Here is a 17,173-nt window from a genome sequence, read left to right on the forward strand (position 1 = left end):
TCTCATTCGATCTCTACATATCTGGATGTTCTATGACAAATGTCGCCGACCGCGTCTGGCAGCACGCGTCCGAACGCCCCGACGCCATCGCGCTGCGTCACCTGGACGACACCCTCTCCTACGCCGAGCTGGCCCGCCGCAGTGCGGCCTTCGGCGGTCACCTCACCGAATCCGGTGTCGCGGTGGGAGATCGCGTGCTGCTGGTGGCGCCGACCGTGCCGGAGTTCGTGATCGCCTATCTGGGCGCGCATCTGATCGGAGCCGTCGCCATCCCGGTGAACACCATGGCGACCGCGCCCGAAATCGGTTATGTGCTCGACGATTCCGGCGCGCGGTATGCCGTTGCCTGGCATCTGGCGCGCACCGCGACCGAACAGGCCGCAGCCGAGCGCGGTATCCCGGTGCAGGTGCTCGAACCCGGTGCGCACACCTCCCCCGCCCAGCCCGTGGTCGAACCGGTCCGGCGCGATCCGGACGACACCGCGATCCTGCTGTACACCTCGGGCACCACGGGCAAGCCGAAGGGCGTCGAGCTCACCGTCGCCAATCTGATCGAGACCGCACGCATTTTCATCGATCAGCTGCGGCTCACTCCCGAGGAGCGCTTCGGCACCGGACTGCCGCTGTTCCATGTATACGGGCAGGCGGTGTGCCTTATCACCACCCTGCACGCGGGCAGTTCGTTTTCCGTGGTGTCGCCGTTCACCCCCGGGGCGATGATCGAGACGATCCGCGATCACGGGCTCACCGTGGTAGCGGGCGTGCCGACCATGTGGAATGCCATGCTGCACAGCGCCGGCGACTACGGGCCGGAGGATTTCGCGAGCCTACGGCTGGCCTGTTCGGGTGGCGCGTCGCTGCCCGTGGAGGTGATCCGGGCCTTCTCGGAACGTTTCGGGTGCACCATTCTCGAGGGCTACGGGCTCACCGAATCCAGCGGGGCCGCCACCTACAACGCCTTGGATCGGGAGCAGCGGGCCGGATCAGTGGGCACCGCGCTGCCCGGCACATCGATCGAGGTGCGTGATCCGGAGGGCACGGTGCTGCCCTCCGACACCGTCGGTGAGCTGTTCATGCGCGGTCCCAGCGTGATGAAGGGGTACTGGCAGCGCCCCGACGCGACGGCCACGGAACTGTCCGGCGGTTGGCTGCGCACCGGCGATCTGGGCCGCGTCGATGCCGACGGCTACGTCTACATCGTCGACCGCGCCAAGGATCTCATCATTCGCGGCGGCTACAACGTGTATCCGCGCGAGGTCGAGGAGGTGCTCTACGAGCATCCCGGCATTGTCGAGGTGGCGGTGATCGGGCTGCCCGACGACCACTACGGCGAGGAGGTGGGCGCGGTGGTGGCGTCCGCGCCCGGGGTCGACCTCGATCCCCAGGAACTGCGCGCCTGGGCCAAGGAACGTCTGTCGGCCTACAAGGTGCCGCACCGCTTCGCCTTCACCGACCAGCTCCCCAAGGGCGCGACGGGCAAGATCCTCAAGCGCGCCATCGACCCGAACCTATTCACAGACAAGGCATCCCGATGAGCACAGTCCCCACCGTCAGCGGAACCGTCGATTCCAGCGCGCTGGGCCGGGTGCTGGTGCACGAGCACGTCTTCGTGCTCGGCGAGGAGTACCAGCAGAACTACGGCGACTGGGATGAGCAGGCCCGCGTCGACGACGCCGTGAAAAAGCTCGACGAGCTGAAATCGCTGGGCATCGATACCATCCTGGACCCGACCGTGCTGGGACTGGGGCGCTACATCCCCCGCATCCAGCAGATCGCCGCCCGCACCGAGCTCGAGATCGTCGTCGCCACCGGCATCTACACCTATAACGACGTACCGTTCCAGTTCCATTACAGCGGGCCGGGTTTGATGATGGACATCCCCGAGCCGATGGTGGAGCTGTTCGTCAAGGACCTCACCGAGGGCATTGCCGGGACCGGGGTGCGCGCGGGATTCCTCAAGTGCGCCATCGAGGAACCCGGGCTGACGCCGGGTGTGGAACGGGTGATGCGCGCGGTCGGACAGGCCTCGGTGCGGACGGGCGCGCCGATCACGGTGCACACCAACCCGCACACCCGGTCCGGGCTGGTGGCCCAGCGGGTGCTGCGGGAGGAGGGCGCGGATCTGACCCGCGTGGTGATCGGCCACTCCGGTGATTCCACCGACCTGGACTATCTCACCGAACTGGCCGACGCGGGTTCCTATCTCGGCATGGACCGCTTCGGCGTCGACATCCTGCTGCCGTTCGAGGACCGCGTGAACACCATCGTGGAACTGGTCCGCCGCGGCTACCGCGACAAGATCGTCATCGCCCACGACGCCGCCTGCTTCATCGACTGGTTCGACCCGGCCGCCAAGGCCCAGATCGCCCCCAGGTGGAATTACCGCCACATCAGCGAGGACGTCCTCCCCGCCCTCCTCGCCAAGGGCCTCACCGAGGACGACATCGACACCATCCTGGTCCGAAACCCCCGCCGCTACTTCGAGCAGTGAGAACGCGTGCCGCCGCACGGGATTCCCTGCGGCGGCAAGCGATTCGATCCGTCATCGGTCGCGCCGACGTGGTCCCGGCGGCCGACGCCCGGCACAGCCGGGGCGCGGGCCCGCCGCTGCTCGCAATTCACGATGGATCAGGACACGGAATTCGGTGCCGGTCCAGGCGCGGAGCGTGGCGTCGGCGTGCACCGTGCTCGCACAACGCAGCAGGGCGGGCGGGGAGAGGGGTTCGTCCCGCATGGTGCTGGGCATGGGCAGGTCGAGCTCGTCGTAAGTCATTACGCAGATGTCTTGCTCGGATTCCGTCCGGCGGTGCCGCCGGTGAGCCGGGCCGGGTGCGCTGCTGCGCGGGGAAGGCGCACCCGGCCCGGTTCGCCGCGCTCAGCCGCGCAGCGCGGAGGCGAAGATGCCCGGCAGTGCGGCGGCGCCGGGACGCTTCGCGAAGTCGGTCAGACGCCGCAGGGTGGTGGCGCCGGTGCGGTTGGTGACGAACCACGGCGGTTTCGGGGAGAGCGCGAACTCGCCGTGCAGCAGCGACCGCGGGGCGGGGCGGAAGGGTCCCCGGACCACGGTTCGCTCGGGTTCGGCGATGAGCAATCCGTTGTGCACCACGCCGATTCCGCTCTGGATATCGGCCAGGGAGTGCCCGGGATAGGCGCCCCACGTGGCCCGAGCGGTCAGGTAGCCGAACCCGGTCCAGGCGTTGATGGCGACAGTGCCGTAGCGGAGATCGGCGACGGCCTGATCGAATTGGTCGCCCAGCCGGTCGATGGTGGCAGGGTCGGCGATGATGTTGACGCCGAGGGTGCCCTCGAAATCCGCATTGGCCACCCGCACCGCGTGGGACAGGAATTCCGCTGCGTCGCCGGGCAATTCGAGCACGCCCAGCACGGGGGCGAAGTACTCGGTGCGCAGCGCGGTCTCGTCCGGATCGGGCAGCAGGCCCGTGATGAGGGTGCGCGGGCCGATCCGCTCGGCGTCGGGATAGGACTGCCGGGCGTCCTCGACGCGGGCGGCGGAACCCGGGTAGTAGTCCGGGCGCTGCGGTGCCCGCTCGAGCGCGGCGCGCAGTTCGGCCAGGAACCGGTCCTTCTGGGGCCAGTCCGCGGAGACCACCGCCACCTGCGCGGCGACGCAGTTGTAGCCGTTGTTGTGCAGGCGCTGGGTGGCCAGATGCTCGGCCTGGAACCGCAGGTCGGCATCGGACCACTGACCCGGGATCACGAGGGTGGGTGATACGCCGCCCAATTCGCTGGTGATGGGCTTGGCCAGTATCGGCGTGCCCGCCGCCTTGTTCCGCGCGCCCTCCTCGCCGGTCCCGAAGACGATGGCGTCGTGGGTGAGCGCGCTGCCGGTCATGTGGACCGCGTCCACGCCGGCATGGTGCACGAGCGCGGTGCCCACCTCGGGGCCGCCGGTGAGCAGACGCACGAAGCCGCGCTCGATCAGGGGCGCGAAGATCTTCTCCAGCACCGGCAGCAGCCGATCGGTGATCGGATTGAGCTTGAGCGCCACCACCCGGTTGTCGGCGTAGAGCTGGTAGAGCACGTCCAGCGGCGCGATCGAGAAGATATTGCCCGCGCCCAGCACCACGCCGACGCCGCCGGTCTCGGCCGGAGTGCGCTGACCCAATCCGGCGCGGGCGCGCACGGTTTCGGCGTCCACGCCCGGTCGCGACCACACCTCGGCGTGGAAGCCGTTGAGCAGCAGCCAATCGAACATGCCGTGCGGGAAGACCTCCACGGCGGTCCGCCCGCCGGGCGCGGAACGGATCGGGTAGCCGTCGACCGGGCTGCGGCCCTCCTCCAGCGCCAGCAGCGATTCCGCGAGCGCCGCCGCGCCGGCGAGCAGCGAGTAGGGGCCGCTCACCCATTCCTCGCCGAGCAGGGGCGAATCCAGGGGCAGCTGTTTGATGGCGGCGGCGGTCTCGACCCACTCCTCCGCGTAACGCGCGGTATTGGCGTGAATCTCGTTCAGCAGCTGCCGTCGTGCGGGCAGAGTGGTTCGGGCCCAGTCGATCTCGCCCTGCCGGAGCGCGGCGACGGCGCTGTCGACGGTCGCCGCGATGGTGGTGGTCACGATGCGTTTCCTTCCGAGTAGGCGTCCTCGACGAGCATGGCGGCGGCCTTCTCGCCGATCATGATCGTGGGCGCGTTGGTATTGCCCCGCACCACCGACGGCATGACCGAGGCGTCGGCGACGCGCAGGCCCGCGATGCCCAGCACGCGCAGGCGCGGGTCCACGACCGCGCCGATGGCGCAGGTGGAGGTGGGGTGGTAGAGGGTCTGGCCGGTGCGGGCGGCGAAGTCGAGCAGCTCGGCGTCGGAATCACCGGCGGGAGTGGAGAATTCGCCGGTGGTCAGGTCGCGCAGGGCGGGCTGGTCGGCGATGTCGAGGGCGCTGCGCAGACCGGCGATGATGCTGGCGCGATCGGCCTCGGTGTCGAGGTAGTTGTGCCGGATGCGCGGCGCGGTACCCGGATCCGCCGAGCGCAGCGTCAGTTCGCCCCGGCTGGTGGGATTGATCAGGCAGGGGCCGAAGCCGTAGCCGTGCTCGGTGGCCGCGCCCATGCCCTCGGCGTGGAAGAGGACCGGGGCCTGATGGAACTGGATGTCCGGGCCCGCCAGTCCGGTGCGGGTCTCGAGGAAGCCGCCGGCCTCACCGATATTCGAGGTCAGCGGGCCGCGGCCGGACTCATGGAGCAGAGCCAGGTTGTCGGGCGTGAGCGCGGTCATCAGGGATTCGTGGTCGGTGCGGTAGTTGAGGAACACCGCCAGGTGGTCCTGGAGATTCTGCCCGACCGGGAGATCGCGGACGGTCTCGATGCCGAAGGCCGCCAGCTGCTCCGCCGGGCCGACACCCGACAGCAACAGCAGCTGCGCGGAACCGTAAGCGCCTGCGGCCAGCACGATTTCGCGCCGGGCGTGAAGGGTCTCGGTGCTACCACCGCGCGCGATCACGACACCGGTGGCCCGCCCGTTCTCGATGACGATCCGATGCGCGAGGGCGTCGGTGAGGACGGTCAGGTTCTCGCGCTCCAGCGCCGGATGCAGGTAGGCGACCGCGGCGCTGCAGCGCATGCCGTTGCGCTGGGTCACCTGATAGCGGCCCATGCCGAGCTGGGTGGCGCCGTTGAAATCGTCGTTGCGCGCGTGCCCGGCCTGCTCAGCGGCACGCAGGAACGCCTCGCCCAGTGCGTGATTCGAGCGGCTGTCGCTGACCGACAGCGGACCGCCGACACCGTGATAGGCGTCCTTGCCGCGTTCGTTGTCCTCGGCCCGCACGAAATACGGCAGCACCTCGTCGTAGCTCCAGCCGTCCGCGCCGGCGGCGGCCCAGGCGTCGTAGTCGGCGCGGGCGCCGCGAATGTAGATCATGGCGTTCATGGAGCTGGACCCGCCCAGGACGCGGCCGCGCGGCAGATAGGCGCGGCGGCTGTGCAGGCGGGGTTCGGGCTCGGTGTCGTAGTCCCAATCCAGTGCGCTCTTGAACAGGGACGGGAAGGCGACCGGCAGATGGATCTCCTCGGCGGTGTCGCGCGGCCCGGCCTCGATCACGGCCACCCGGATCGCCGGATCCTCGGACAACCTGCTGGCCAGCACGGATCCCGCGGATCCCGCGCCCACGACGATGTAGTCGTACACGGTCGGCACCTCTTTCCACCTCATTCGCCCCGGGGCGGCTATGACCCCGGTCACTGTCGCTGTCGGTGTCGATACTGCGGTTCCGGCGCATCCGCCCACCATGTGCACGGGTTTGCCGATGCCGCCCGGGCCACTGTGCTGGAGCACAATCGCCGTCGAGAGCAGGTGCCTACTATCGAATCCATGACAGCGCTGACCGAGCCGCCCCGCAACGGCTCCCCCGCAGTGCCGACAGGTACCACCGCAGTGTCTTCGAACGGTTCGACCGCAGTGCCCTCGAGCGATTCGACCGCAGTGCCCTCGAACGGTTCGACCGCGGTCGCACGCACCCTGCTCATCGAGGTCGACGACCTCACCACCGAGCTCGTCGGCCGCATCCTCACCGGCGAACACGCCTACGCCGAGGCCGCCCTCACCGAGGCGCAGCTGCGCCCCGTCGTCCGCGACAACCTGGCGGCTCTGCTCGAGCAACTCTCCGGGGGCGCCGGTCGCCGGCTGCAGCCGGCGACCGTGGTGGGACGAGTCAAGGCCGAAGTGGGGGTGCCGATCGCGGCGGTGCTGCACGCGTACCGGATGGCCGGACGACTGCTGTGGGAACGCGCGCTCATCGCGGCGACCGGAACGAATCTGGATGCGCTGCCCCAGCTCGGCTCGGAGATGTGGCGGATCCTCGACGACTACTCCGGCGCCGCCGCCGACGCGTACGCCGACTACCTCACCGAACGGGTCCGCCGCCACGACTTCGAACGCCGGGCCATGCTGCGGCGGCTGTTCGACGGCGAGGCCGACGATCCGACCCAGCGCGATATCGCGCGGGCCCTGCACCTGCCGCCGGTCGGCAGCTTCGTCGTCGTGCACGCCGAAACCGATTCCGGCGCAATCGAACCGCTGTTCGGAATCGAGGAGCGGTTGCGCACCGACTTCGTCGAATCGATCTGGCTCAGCGAGCCGGGAGCGCGGATCGGGCTGCTCAATGTCGCCACCGCGCGATCCCACGACCGGGCGCTGTCGCGCCTGCGCTCCCACGCGACCGGGCGGATCGGGGTGAGCCGTCCGTTCCCGACGCCTGGATCCGCCGGGACCGCCCTGCGCGAGGCGGAACTCGCGGGCCGGTGCGCGCCGCCCGGCAGCGCGACCGTGACCTCGTACGGGAGCACGCCGATCCCGCTGGTGCTCGCGCACGCGCCCTCGGCGTCACGGGAACTGGCGGATGACGTCCTGGGCCCGGTGCTCGAACTGCCGCCCGAGGAACGCGACACCCTCCTGGACACCCTCGAGCTGTGGTTCGAGTGCGGTGGCTCCAATACCGAGGTGGCGCAACGGCTGCATTATCACCGCAACACCATTCACTACCGGCTACGGCGCATCGAGACGCTCACCGAGCGCCGGTGCTCGGACCCGAAGGCCGCCGCCGAGTTGTACATCGCGTTGCACGCCGCGCGGCTCACGGGATTCGACCAGGCCTGAGCCAGCAACCGAGTTCAGCGCCGCGATCGCCCGAGTCGTCCCCGCATCGGGCCGGGTGACGCTCATTCGTGGCGGCGCGTGAACGGCGCCGTGCGGCGCGCCGCCGGGCCGATGCCTCCCGCGCGGCGGCGCTGCGGGCCGAGATCGGAACGGGCGAACCGGCCCGGCGTCTGGCCCTTCCAGTCCCGGAAGGCGGTCGCGAAGGCCGAGGGGCTGGTGTACCCGAGCCGGGCGGCCACCGTGTCGACGGTGAAGCCCGCGGCCAGCAGCTCCTCGGCGAGCAGGCCCGTTGTCTCGCAGGCCAGTTCGCGGAAGGTGGTGCCCTCGTCCGCCAATCTGCGGCGCAGGGTGCGGACGCTCATGTGCAGGTCGGCGGCGATGGCGGCCTGATCGATGGCGCGGCCGTGCCGCATGAGCAGGGCCCGGACCTGACCGGCCAGCCCGACCCGGGCGCGACGGCGTTCGACGATCTCGGCGCACAGCTGCTCATACTGCTTGCGCAGCATCGAATTCGCCTGCGGCATGGGACGTTGCAGGTCGGCGGCGTCCAGGACCAGGGTGTTGGCGGGCTGGTCGTTGGCGATGTCGCCGACGCCGAGCAGCACGCCGACCGCCTCGTAGACCGGGGTGTAGGGCAGGGTCAGTTCCAGGCGGTGGACGAGGACATCCCAGGACAGCAGCTCGCGCTGAATCGTGCGCAGGGCGGCCAGGTCGCGCTCGAGGGCGAAGCGACGCAGGCGCGGCGGGACGGGTTCGGTGTCGAGCGACACCAGCACCCGGTCACCGGCGTCGGTGAGGGTGAATCGACAGTAGGCGAAGGACAATTCGGCGCGGCGGGCCCACAGTTCGGCCATCTCGCGCACGGTGGAGCAGCTGCTCATGGCGATGCCCAGGCTGCCGAGCATGGACAGGTGCACCGAAAACCCGGCCAGCAGGCCCATTCCCGGGTCGTCGCCGGTGGTGTCGAGGATATTGCCGATGATCCGGAATTCCTGAGCGATGTCGATCTCTATGTCGGGGTCTTCCAGGTCGGCCACGGTGAGCCCCGTGTCGGCGAGTGCGGCGGCTATGGTCATCGACCGGCTAGCGGCGAATTCGACCAGTACGGCCGCGCTGTGTATCGAACGGACACACCAGGAGTCGTCGAGCATGCCGACGATGATCTCCCACCGAATCGCTTCGCCGGCGCAATTCAGCAATTTGTCAGCTAATGCCATGTCGGTCCGGGCGTGTCGCCCACGCGCCGGTCACAGCGGGTGTGGGCATGGCCCAAATTCGCAGAGGCATGGCCTCGTGTCGTGCGGGCAAACTCGCGTGGCGGACATAGCCTGATCCTCGTCGGTCGCTCGCCCTTGGCGGCCTACCCGTTCCCGGCCGGCACGGGACCGGACGCTGTACCCAGCAAGTCCCCCCTCGGCGGGCGCGGTACCCAACAGGCAATCCTGCCGCGCCCGCCGGCCCCGAATCCCCACGCCCCGGTGCCTTCCGTGCCGGAGCGTCGAGCACCCGGTGGAGACGATGACGACGGCGAGCGACACCCCCGGCGGCGCATTGCGCCTGCTGGCCGCGATCCTGACCCGCTACGACACCCTCGATGCCTTCCTCGCCCAACTGCACCGCGAACTCGACGATCCGACCCAGGAGATCCCGCGGATCACCGCCGACACTCAATATCCGACTTATCCGCAGGTCACCCCGCACTGAGCGGGCGTCAGGGAGTGAACGGGAGCCGTTCGGGAATACGGGAGACCGCTCGGCCCGCGGCGGCGGCGAGTGCACCGAACCGGATCGCGTCGCGAACGGCCGCGCCACCGGCATCGTTGTTGAAGTAGACGTAGCCGTCGAGTGCCGGATCCCACGCGTCCTCGATGCGCCGAACCCATTCACCCAGAACGCGTTCCGGGTAGCGGGGCGCGGACCGGCCCGGGCCTTCATGAAACCGGACATAGCCCCAGTCGGCGGTGCGCCAGAGCGGCGTGATCGGCTTCCCGAGGCGGTCGGCCCAGCACAGGGCCGCATTATGCGCTTCGAGGACGGCCCGGACGCGGTCGTCCCACCAACTGTCGTGGCGGGGTTCGACCGCGACGCGCAGTCCGGCGGGGAACAGCCCGAGTACGCTGTCGAGCCGATCGGGCGCGGCCGCGAGGGTGGGCGGCAGCTGAATCAGTATCGGCCCCAGCCGATCCCCCAGTCCGCGCGCCGCGTCGATCATCTTCTCCACCGGGACTTCGACGTCGCCCAGCCGCCGATAGTGGGTGATCACCCGGCTGGCCTTCACGGCCATCACGAAATCCGCCGGCGTATGTTCTCGCCAGCCCTCGAAGGTCTTGCGCGCCACGGGCCGATAGAAGGCCGCGTTCAATTCCACCGTCGCGAAGGCTCGCGCGTAGACCTCGAGCCAGCGCCGCTGACCGGTTCTCGGCGGGTACACGATCTCCCGCCAGTCGGCATACTGCCATCCCGATGTCCCGACGAACATCGTCACGGTTCGCCGCCGTGGCCGCGCATCATGAGAGCGAATCTCCCGACGCCATCACCCCACTGTCCCACCACGGGTCCAGGAATGCACGGAGTCGGGTCCGGGCAAGGCCGGCCGCCGCACAGCACCGTGCGACAGACCGGACCGAGCCCTACCGGACAGGACACCCTGGGATCCGGACCTGCCTCGGCAGGATCAGCGAGGTCGCGGATCGTTGATGCGATCGTCCCTCGCGGCGGGGGATGTCCTCGGAAAAGACCGGCGCGCCGAGGATTTCGTCATCGCGGGCGACGATCGTCAGGGTGCGCACGTTGAACAGGCTCATCCGGTCACCGAAGTCCGCGGCATCGTGCAGCACGACCTCGGGCACCGGCTCCAGTGCCAAGCTCGACGCCGAGCACGCGGACCGCTAGTTGCGGTTCAGGCCGTACTGGCGTGTGAGCAACGCGCGCTTGAAATGCGCCTCAGCCTGGTCCACATCGGCGGACGGGGTGCTCGGCCCGAAGACCCGCAGGATGCTGAACTGGAAATGGCGAGCGTGGCCAGCGTCGAGTCCGGCCAGCGCACGCAGAGCGACGTTGCCACCGTGGCCGTCCCGCGCATACGCGCTCCACCGTGCGAATATTCGTTCAGCTCCGTTGGCCTTACCCACGTAGAGCTGGCCGGTAGTGGTGTCAGCGATGAGGTAGATGCCCTGCACCGCGCTGAGGGCGGTGCGCCACGCCGCGTATCGGGAATCCTCCACAACGGCCCCGAGCTCGTCGAAGGTAATGAGCACCTCATCGTAGCCGGGGAAGGGCACCGACTCGGGGTCGGCGATCTCAACGACAGGGAAATCCGCTGCGGTCGTGGCACTTTTGGCCCAGTTGACGGCGTCGGGCGACCACTCGATGACGAGCCGATGGATCAGAGCCGACAGCACGTCGGAGGAACGAAGGTCGAACAGGCGGTATGCCGCCGTACCTTCGGCGGGATGCGCACCATGGTTTTCGTAGGCCGCCAAGAGCCGAGAGCGCCGACCGCCGTCGGCGATGAAGACGAGCCACACTCGCGGCGGGTTCTTCCCGAGCTTGCTGTTCTTGTTCAATTGGCGGCGGGTATAGCCGAGCACCTTCTCCGGTGTGAGGTCGACGGGTGATGCGAGCCCGTCGTCGTTGGAGGTGTGCCGGAGAATCGCGATGTCGCTCAGGTCGATCCCGGTCGCGGCAAGGATGTGACCAAGGCAGAGATCGCCGGTCATGGTCGCTGGTGTCACGACGGCAACCTAACGACTCAGGCCGGCACATTCCCCCACCACCAGCACACTCGAGCAACGACGCTCGTGTACCGCAGTCGCAGTGAGAGCGTGATGCGCTGTGCCTCTACCAGAGCGGCCTACCGGGCCGGGACTGGCCCCAGCGACGCAGCAATTGCTAGAAGCTGCGCTTCCCGTCCGTGTCCGCCGCCTTCCCGGTGTTCGCCGCGCTTGCGACTGGACGTGGCTCGATATGGGCCGGGCGGAAGTCCGGAACAGGATCCAGTGGGACTGGTGGCGAGGGAAGCTGCCGTTCCGCACCGAGGGTGAGTTCCCCGATGGTGGACACGACCGGCGTTACGCCCGGCCCTTGAACAGGATCTCGTTCATCTCGACGTCCCAGTACACCTGGCGAGCCCGGCGAGATCGCTCGCGCGGCGAGTCGCGCCAGTCGTAGCCCGGGAACTCCAGCAGTTCCCGCAACCGCTCCACCGATGTGGTCGTGTTGGTGACCAGATCGGGCGAAGCAGTTTGACGCATCGCCCCTCGATCGCGAGGACGGTCCGTCCGGCCTGTTCGGCCATCTGCTCGACGCTGAGCCCGGACTGCACCAGCGAAACCAACTCGGCATTTCGTTCATCGGTCCACCACTCACCATGATGGCTTGCTTTCTCGGACACAATCCCTCCCTGCGCCGAACCACACCGACTCCTCGCAGTATCGACGGCACCCCCGATAGACATGGTCCGATCATCAAGAAGCCATGCGGCATGAGTCCCCCTGCGCAAGAACGACTCCCAAAGACCGCGGCGCCGATCAGCGTCCGGAACAAAGTCGTATCCCGTTGCCTGAGCACGCGAACCGGCTATATCCGACGGCCTCGAGCGTTTCGCTGACGCTCTGGCCCACGTAGGAGAATACGAACCGACAAAGTGGTTGCCCAGACACAGCCGGCCACAGACGGAAACCGTCTCCCGAGCCGTTTCGGACGGCTGCTCCGCCATAGTCGTCGGATGGTCAGCGAACGGCCGCGGAAGGGCGCGCGAAGATGTTGTTCAGGGGGCCGGATGGGGCGGGGTGGAGGCTCTCCTCGGCGAACCATTCCCAGCGGAACAGCTGGGTGCGGATCGGGGCGGGGAGGCGGTGCAGGCCGCGGGCGATGGTGGCGAAGCGGCTGCGGCCCTCGAGGACGGTGCGGTGTTCGGCGAGGGCGTTCATGCGCTGGGCCGCATAGGCTCCCACATCGATGCGGTGGGTGATGTCCGCCCGGGCCGTGTAGCCGGTGCGGATCTCGGTGGCGTCGTAGCCGAGCCAGCGGGCGGGAGTGGTCAGCCGTAGCAGTAGCTCCCGGGGCAAGGTCGCATCCAGGACGCGTTGGACGCCAGCCATTTTCGCGGCCGCCGCGCCGACCTCGTGGACGCGGACGTGATCGCGGTGTCCGTATCCGCCATTGCGGTCGTAGCTCAGCAGGATCTCGGCGCGTTCTTCGCTCAGAATCGAGGCCAGCCGTTCGGCGGCCTCCGCAATATCGGCGCGCGCGAACCGCATCCGGTCCGCGGGATCGGGATACAGAATCGGCCCGTGCCCGCTGTCGGCGTACCCGAGGTGCTCAACCCGGTCGACGCCCAGCACCGCCGCGCTGGCCCGCAATTCCCGCAGCCGGGCCGCCCCCTGCTTGCCGAGTTCCTCCATGTGCCCGTCGCTCGCCACCACGATGACCGTGCGATGCCCGGCGTGCGCCAGTTTCGCCAGCGTTCCGCCGGTCAGAATGATCTCGTCATCGGGATGTGCGTGCAGAGCCACGATCGTCGCCATCGCGGCAAGTATGCCCGACCCGTCGCCGGGGCGGCTGTCGCCTACTCTCGGATGGCATGAGTTCAGCCGATGACACAACCGCTGTGACGAACTTGATCGCCAAGTACGCGGAATTGGTCGACAGTGGGGACTTCGCGGGAGTGGGCGCGCTGTTCGCGCACGGCGCGTTCACCGGCGGCGGGGCCTGCATCACGGGCAGCGAGGGCATCGAGAAGATGTTCCGCGGCATGGTGATCCTGTACGAGGACGGCACCCCGCGCACCCACCACGTCACCACGAACATCGCCGTCGAATTCGGCGACGATCCCGACACCGCCACGGCCCGTTCCTATTTCACCGTTTTCCAGGCCACCCCCGACCTACCCCTCCAGCCCGTGGCGGCCGGCCGCTACCGCGACCGATTCGAGCGCAACGGCGGCCGGTGGCGATTCGCCGAGCGCGAGGTCCACATCACCCTGACGGGCGACATGGCCCACCACCTCCGCACCGCGGCCCCGCAGCAGGGCTGACAAGCGCGTCGAACCGGCACTCTTCGACCCGATTCCGAACAGGCGCTGGTGGCCTGCCAGATCGACTGCACCCGGCTGCCGAACTCCCCGAGATCGAGTACGCCGGCGTCCACGGCACGGCGCAGCGTCTCCTCCAGCTTCTTCCGTTCCGCATCGGAAACGCGAATGTCGTTGGGGTGCACCGGCTCACTCACGATCCCGATCCTGCCGTCCCCGGGCCGGCCCCGCTCGCGAGTCGATGCCGGTGCCGCCGATCAGTCGAGGCGCCCGACTCCGTAGCGGCCCGGCTGGTAACCGATCTGCTCGAGGTCGACGGGCCCGGCGTCGTCCCGGCGGAAATGATCGACCCAGGATCGATCGAGCCGGTGTGGACGGGCGGACTGGAACCTCATGTACGAGTTGATGATCGGCGGCGCGATGCGCCGCACGGCGGCGGACGGGTCCGGGAGCCGGTGGGTCGCGCGTAGCTGGTCGTCGAGGATCAGCAGCAGCACGTTGTCGGCCAGCGGGCGCAGCGGACCCGGGAACCAACGTTGCCGCCAGTCCTCGAAGAGCTGGTCGACGATGACGCGACCACCTTCGGTGTAGGCATAGTGGGTGTTCTCGTAATCGATTGTCCAGGAAAGCAATTCGCTGCGCGTGGCAGGTACCTCGAGCCCCATGTGCTCGCCGACACTGCGCCAGAAATGGAACCGCGCCAGCCGCTCCGCGTCGGTGAAGACCGTCAGACCGAGGTGGTCGAGGATCCGGTCCGCCTCGAAGGCGAGGGAGCCGAGGGTGTAAAGCTTGTCCTGATCGCTGATCCCGAAACGGCTGTGGATGGCTTCCATCCGATCGATGGCCGCGCGCCCGCTCACACTGCTGTGGCCGTGCCTCAGCATCTCGCCGAAGAACACCAGTGTGTCGTCGTTGCGGCGGCGCGCGTCGTGCATCATGTCGCCGGTCCCCCGCCGGTACAAGACCCGGGAGATGGCCGGAACCGCGACCTGCCGCGCGAAGGCGACCGTGTAGGCGGCGTGCACGAAAATGGCGTCGCCGTACCGGACTTCGATGCCGAGCCGAGTCGCTTCCTCGTTCTCGCGCACCGGGTCGAGGGCAGCCAGCCGGCGGGTGAGCGCGCGGCCGGAGATCAGTTCTCCCCTACCGCGGGGCGATGTGCATTTCATGACGACCTCCGAGATCGATGTCGATGAGGGCTTCGCCGGTGAGCGACGCGGCGAACTCCGCGTCCCGTGCTCCCGCCACGGGCAATACCGCAACCCATACCTGACACACTGTCAGCTTGTCTGACACGGTGTCAATAGTGGGTAGACTGAGCGAGGAACCCAGGATCCGGAGGTGCAGTCGATGACACAGGCAGCCGCGCGCAATGTGACAGGGGACCGCCGCCCGCCCAGCCGCGGCGACCAGCAGCGTGCCCTGATCATCGACGCGGTCACCGACCTGCTGCGCACGGTGCCCATCACCGACATGTCGGTGCTGCGGATCGCCAAGCACGCCGGTGTCTCCCGCCCCGCGTTCTATTTCTATTTCGAGTCCAAGTATTCGGTGGTCGCCGCCGCCCTCGAAGAGGTCTGGACCGAAATAGACCAGGAGACAAGCGAATTGACCTCCTATGACAACGAGGAACCCCCGACGGACTTCTCCATCCGCATGATCGACAACGCGGTCGCGGTCTGGCGCCGCCACGCCCACCTGGTCAATGCCTGCGCCCAATCCCGCGACACCGACGCCCAACTGCGCACGATGTGGGACACGTTCGTCGGAAACCTGGAGAACAAGCTCGCGACCTTCATCCAGTCCCAGGTCGATGCGCACCGGATGCGCCCGGCCAGCGCCGATGTGCCCGCACTGGTCAGCGTGCTGGTCGCCATGACGGTCGCGGTCGTGCGCGAAGAAACCGTTGGCAGCGACACCGCGGCCGCCGACCGCAGAATGGCCGCCGCCCGGCGGGTGTGGCTGACGTCGGTGTGGGGCAACGAGATTCGATGAACGACGATCGGCCCGCCACAGTTGGTGGCGGGCCGATCGTCGTCGGGATCAGCGGCGGTTCGCCGCGGGACCGACGGCCCGGAAGGTCAGCGCTACCACGAAGGTGAGAGTGGCGATGGCCGCCGCCGCGGCGAAGGCGGTGGTCATGCCACTGACCAGGGCATGCTGGGGCGAGCCTCCGGCGCTGCGGGTCGCGGTGCCGAAGAGGGTGACCAGAATGGCCAGGCCGAGCGAGGCGCCGGTCTGCTGCAGGGTCTGCAGCGCGCCGCCGGCGGCACCGGCTTCATGCGGTTCGACATTGGACATGATGATGACGTTCAAGGGTGAAACGGCCAGGCCGAGACCACATCCCATGAGGATCATGGCGAGGAACAGCAGCGGGAAGTAACCGCTGTCCGACGTCAGCTGGGTCAGCAGGACCAGGCCGGCGACCATCGATCCGGCGCCGGTCAGGGTGACCGGCTTCGGGCCGAATCGGGGCAGCAGCCGGGGGATCAGCCGGATCATGGTGAACATCAGCGTGGCGGTCGGCAGGAAGGCGAAACCTGTTGCCAGAGCGCTCAATCCGAGCACATCCTGCAGGAACTGGGTGAGAAAGAAGAACATCGACATGCCTGCCATGGGGGTCAGAAACATGTTGGCATAGGCGGCGGCGCGATTGCGGTCGGCGAACAGCCGGAGCGGCAGGAGCGGTTGGGCCGTGCGCGATTCGATGACCAGGAAGGCGATGAGCAGGGCCGCGCCGACCGCCAGGAAGATGTCGGTCGTCGCACTGCCCCAGCCGTCGGAGGCTGCGCCGATGAAGCCGTAGACCAGGGCGGCCACGCCGCCGGTGGCGGTGAAAGCGCCGGGCAGGTCGAGGTGCGCCGACTGTCGTTCGACCCTGGGCAGATACCGCAGCGCCAGCGCCACGACGGCCAGCCCGAACGGCACATTGATGAACAGCACCGAGCGCCAGCTCAGCCATTCGGTCAGCAGCCCGCCGACGATGAGGCCGATGGCGAAACCGGCACTGGACATTCCAGAGAACAGCGCGAGGACGCGCATCCGGGCTTTCGGATCACTGAAGGTGGTGGTCAGCAGGGCGAGGGTGTTGGGTCCAGCCATGGCGCCGCCGATGCCCTGCACGACACGCGCGGCGATGAGCCAGCCCGCGGAGGGCGCGAGACCGCCCGCGAGCGAGGCCAGGGTGAACAGGGCTGCGCCGGCGATGAACAGGGTGCGGCGGCCGAACAGGTCGCCGGCGCGCCCGCCGAGCAGCAGCAATCCGCCGAAGGCCAGGCTGTAGGAGTTCATCACCCAGGACAGTCCGGTGGCGCTGAAGTGCAGGTCGGCCTGAATGCGCGGCAGCGCCACATTCATCACGGTGATGTCGAGGACGATCATCAATTGGCAGGTCAGCAGCGTGACCAGCACGATGCCCGACTGCAGCCGGTGAGCGCGAGCAGGTGCCGGTGCACGCACGGCAGTGCTCGAAGTGAGGGTGGTCGACAAGGAATGCTCCATCGAATGGGATTCAAACGGAGGAATCCTCCGTTT

General features: G+C 68.4%; 18 protein-coding genes and 1 pseudogene. 7 read left to right on the forward strand and 12 right to left on the reverse strand.

The features are described from left to right. Positions 1 to 32 precede the first annotated feature (32 nt). Positions 33 to 1,535: a long-chain-fatty-acid--CoA ligase gene (locus tag ON33_RS13225; RefSeq protein WP_040858816.1), complete on the forward strand. Its 1,503-nt coding sequence runs from the start codon at positions 33 to 35 to the stop codon at positions 1,533 to 1,535. Further along, positions 1,532 to 2,491, forward strand: a complete 960-nt coding sequence (locus ON33_RS13230; protein WP_040858817.1) for a phosphotriesterase family protein — start codon at positions 1,532 to 1,534, stop codon at positions 2,489 to 2,491. Before ON33_RS13225 ends, ON33_RS13230 begins: the two co-directional genes overlap by 4 nt. A gap of 51 nt (positions 2,492 to 2,542) precedes the next feature. On the opposite strand, the gene ON33_RS13235 is transcribed toward ON33_RS13230, so the two are convergent. The 3 genes from ON33_RS13235 to ON33_RS13245 form a co-directional block, all read right to left on the reverse strand. Then, positions 2,543 to 2,773 (reverse strand): hypothetical protein, encoded by a 231-nt coding sequence (locus ON33_RS13235; RefSeq protein WP_040858818.1) that lies wholly within the window; start codon positions 2,771 to 2,773, stop codon positions 2,543 to 2,545. 102 nt (positions 2,774 to 2,875) lie between these two features. Further along, positions 2,876 to 4,576 (reverse strand): aldehyde dehydrogenase family protein, encoded by a 1,701-nt coding sequence (locus tag ON33_RS13240; RefSeq protein WP_040858819.1) that lies wholly within the window; start codon positions 4,574 to 4,576, stop codon positions 2,876 to 2,878. Continuing rightward, a complete protein-coding gene (locus tag ON33_RS13245; RefSeq protein WP_218001420.1) occupies positions 4,570 to 6,147 on the reverse strand; it encodes a GMC family oxidoreductase in 1,578 nt (525 codons plus the stop codon). Before ON33_RS13245 ends, ON33_RS13240 begins: the two co-directional genes overlap by 7 nt. A gap of 261 nt (positions 6,148 to 6,408) precedes the next feature. Between ON33_RS13245 and ON33_RS13250 the strand changes: the two genes are divergently transcribed. Beyond that, complete coding sequence (locus ON33_RS13250) at positions 6,409 to 7,605, forward strand: PucR family transcriptional regulator (protein WP_085996734.1); 1,197 nt, start codon at positions 6,409 to 6,411, stop codon at positions 7,603 to 7,605. 62 nt (positions 7,606 to 7,667) lie between these two features. On the opposite strand, the gene ON33_RS13255 is transcribed toward ON33_RS13250, so the two are convergent. Beyond that, positions 7,668 to 8,756 (reverse strand): AraC family transcriptional regulator, encoded by a 1,089-nt coding sequence (locus tag ON33_RS13255; RefSeq protein WP_169336806.1) that lies wholly within the window; start codon positions 8,754 to 8,756, stop codon positions 7,668 to 7,670. A gap of 367 nt (positions 8,757 to 9,123) precedes the next feature. Here ON33_RS13255 and ON33_RS13260 point away from each other — a divergent pair, with 367 nt between their 5' ends. After that, positions 9,124 to 9,309 (forward strand): hypothetical protein, encoded by a 186-nt coding sequence (locus ON33_RS13260; protein WP_040858820.1) that lies wholly within the window; start codon positions 9,124 to 9,126, stop codon positions 9,307 to 9,309. 7 nt (positions 9,310 to 9,316) lie between these two features. Here the strand turns inward: ON33_RS13260 and ON33_RS13265 are convergent, their stop codons facing one another. From ON33_RS13265 to ON33_RS13285, 5 genes are all read right to left on the reverse strand, one after another. Next, positions 9,317 to 10,084 carry a DUF72 domain-containing protein gene (locus ON33_RS13265; RefSeq protein WP_218001430.1) on the reverse strand — a complete coding sequence of 256 codons (768 nt, stop codon included), beginning with the start codon at positions 10,082 to 10,084 and terminating at the stop codon, positions 9,317 to 9,319. A 151-nt stretch (positions 10,085 to 10,235) separates the two neighbouring features. Then, positions 10,236 to 10,469 carry a hypothetical protein gene (locus ON33_RS13270; protein WP_040858822.1) on the reverse strand — a complete coding sequence of 78 codons (234 nt, stop codon included), beginning with the start codon at positions 10,467 to 10,469 and terminating at the stop codon, positions 10,236 to 10,238. A gap of 24 nt (positions 10,470 to 10,493) precedes the next feature. After that, entirely contained in the window at positions 10,494 to 11,324 is an 831-nt protein-coding gene (locus ON33_RS13275; protein ID WP_040858823.1) for a GIY-YIG nuclease family protein, read from the reverse strand. A 351-nt stretch (positions 11,325 to 11,675) separates the two neighbouring features. Beyond that, the gene (locus ON33_RS13280) at positions 11,676 to 11,858 is read right to left on the reverse strand and encodes a hypothetical protein (RefSeq protein ID WP_040858824.1); all 183 of its coding nucleotides are present in this window, start codon (positions 11,856 to 11,858) and stop codon (positions 11,676 to 11,678) included. 477 nt (positions 11,859 to 12,335) lie between these two features. Further along, the gene (locus tag ON33_RS13285) at positions 12,336 to 13,133 is read right to left on the reverse strand and encodes a PIG-L deacetylase family protein (RefSeq protein ID WP_040858825.1); all 798 of its coding nucleotides are present in this window, start codon (positions 13,131 to 13,133) and stop codon (positions 12,336 to 12,338) included. A 56-nt stretch (positions 13,134 to 13,189) separates the two neighbouring features. Here ON33_RS13285 and ON33_RS13290 point away from each other — a divergent pair, with 56 nt between their 5' ends. Then, a complete protein-coding gene (locus tag ON33_RS13290; protein ID WP_040858826.1) occupies positions 13,190 to 13,642 on the forward strand; it encodes a nuclear transport factor 2 family protein in 453 nt (150 codons plus the stop codon). 56 nt (positions 13,643 to 13,698) lie between these two features. Here the strand turns inward: ON33_RS13290 and ON33_RS44400 are convergent. Together ON33_RS44400 and ON33_RS13295 are read right to left on the reverse strand one after the other, a co-directional pair. Beyond that, positions 13,699 to 13,836: pseudogene (locus tag ON33_RS44400) on the reverse strand (DUF1707 SHOCT-like domain-containing protein); the annotation flags it as partial. A 60-nt stretch (positions 13,837 to 13,896) separates the two neighbouring features. Then, positions 13,897 to 14,808 carry an oxygenase MpaB family protein gene (locus ON33_RS13295; RefSeq protein WP_051152030.1) on the reverse strand — a complete coding sequence of 304 codons (912 nt, stop codon included), beginning with the start codon at positions 14,806 to 14,808 and terminating at the stop codon, positions 13,897 to 13,899. Between ON33_RS13295 and ON33_RS43990 the strand changes: the two genes are divergently transcribed. Together ON33_RS43990 and ON33_RS13300 are read left to right on the forward strand one after the other, a co-directional pair. Further along, positions 14,807 to 14,932, forward strand: coding sequence for a hypothetical protein (locus ON33_RS43990; RefSeq protein WP_281033212.1), 126 nt, complete (start codon positions 14,807 to 14,809; stop codon positions 14,930 to 14,932). The two genes, ON33_RS13295 and ON33_RS43990, sit on opposite strands and share 2 nt — an antisense overlap. Before the next feature lie 57 nt (positions 14,933 to 14,989). Further along, positions 14,990 to 15,634 (forward strand): TetR/AcrR family transcriptional regulator, encoded by a 645-nt coding sequence (locus ON33_RS13300; protein WP_157184515.1) that lies wholly within the window; start codon positions 14,990 to 14,992, stop codon positions 15,632 to 15,634. Positions 15,635 to 15,682: 48 nt separating this feature from the next. Here the strand turns inward: ON33_RS13300 and ON33_RS13305 are convergent, their stop codons facing one another. Next, entirely contained in the window at positions 15,683 to 17,098 is a 1,416-nt protein-coding gene (locus ON33_RS13305; RefSeq protein ID WP_245550513.1) for an MFS transporter, read from the reverse strand. Positions 17,099 to 17,173: the final 75 nt, after the last annotated feature.

This window comes from Nocardia niigatensis NBRC 100131 (assembly GCF_000308655.1).
GTDB lineage: Bacteria > Actinomycetota > Actinomycetes > Mycobacteriales > Mycobacteriaceae > Nocardia > Nocardia niigatensis.

What these genes read in the sequence shown, in the direction of transcription:
- ON33_RS13265 (WP_218001430.1), bottom strand. Translation starts at nt 10,084, where the DNA reads ATGTTCGTCGGGACATCGGGATGGCAGTATGCCGACTGGCGGGAGATC.
- ON33_RS13260 (WP_040858820.1), top strand. Translation starts at nt 9,124, where the DNA reads ATGACGACGGCGAGCGACACCCCCGGCGGCGCATTGCGCCTGCTGGCC.
- ON33_RS13275 (WP_040858823.1), bottom strand. Translation starts at nt 11,324, where the DNA reads ATGACCGGCGATCTCTGCCTTGGTCACATCCTTGCCGCGACCGGGATC.
- ON33_RS13255 (WP_169336806.1), bottom strand. Translation starts at nt 8,756, where the DNA reads ATGCTCGACGACTCCTGGTGTGTCCGTTCGATACACAGCGCGGCCGTA.
- ON33_RS13235 (WP_040858818.1), bottom strand. Translation starts at nt 2,773, where the DNA reads ATGACTTACGACGAGCTCGACCTGCCCATGCCCAGCACCATGCGGGAC.
- ON33_RS43990 (WP_281033212.1), top strand. Translation starts at nt 14,807, where the DNA reads ATGACGACCTCCGAGATCGATGTCGATGAGGGCTTCGCCGGTGAGCGA.
- ON33_RS13290 (WP_040858826.1), top strand. Translation starts at nt 13,190, where the DNA reads ATGAGTTCAGCCGATGACACAACCGCTGTGACGAACTTGATCGCCAAG.
- ON33_RS13225 (WP_040858816.1), top strand. Translation starts at nt 33, where the DNA reads ATGACAAATGTCGCCGACCGCGTCTGGCAGCACGCGTCCGAACGCCCC.
- ON33_RS13295 (WP_051152030.1), bottom strand. Translation starts at nt 14,808, where the DNA reads ATGAAATGCACATCGCCCCGCGGTAGGGGAGAACTGATCTCCGGCCGC.
- ON33_RS13280 (WP_040858824.1), bottom strand. Translation starts at nt 11,858, where the DNA reads ATGCGTCAAACTGCTTCGCCCGATCTGGTCACCAACACGACCACATCG.
- ON33_RS13300 (WP_157184515.1), top strand. Translation starts at nt 14,990, where the DNA reads ATGACACAGGCAGCCGCGCGCAATGTGACAGGGGACCGCCGCCCGCCC.
- ON33_RS13230 (WP_040858817.1), top strand. Translation starts at nt 1,532, where the DNA reads ATGAGCACAGTCCCCACCGTCAGCGGAACCGTCGATTCCAGCGCGCTG.
- ON33_RS13285 (WP_040858825.1), bottom strand. Translation starts at nt 13,133, where the DNA reads ATGGCGACGATCGTGGCTCTGCACGCACATCCCGATGACGAGATCATT.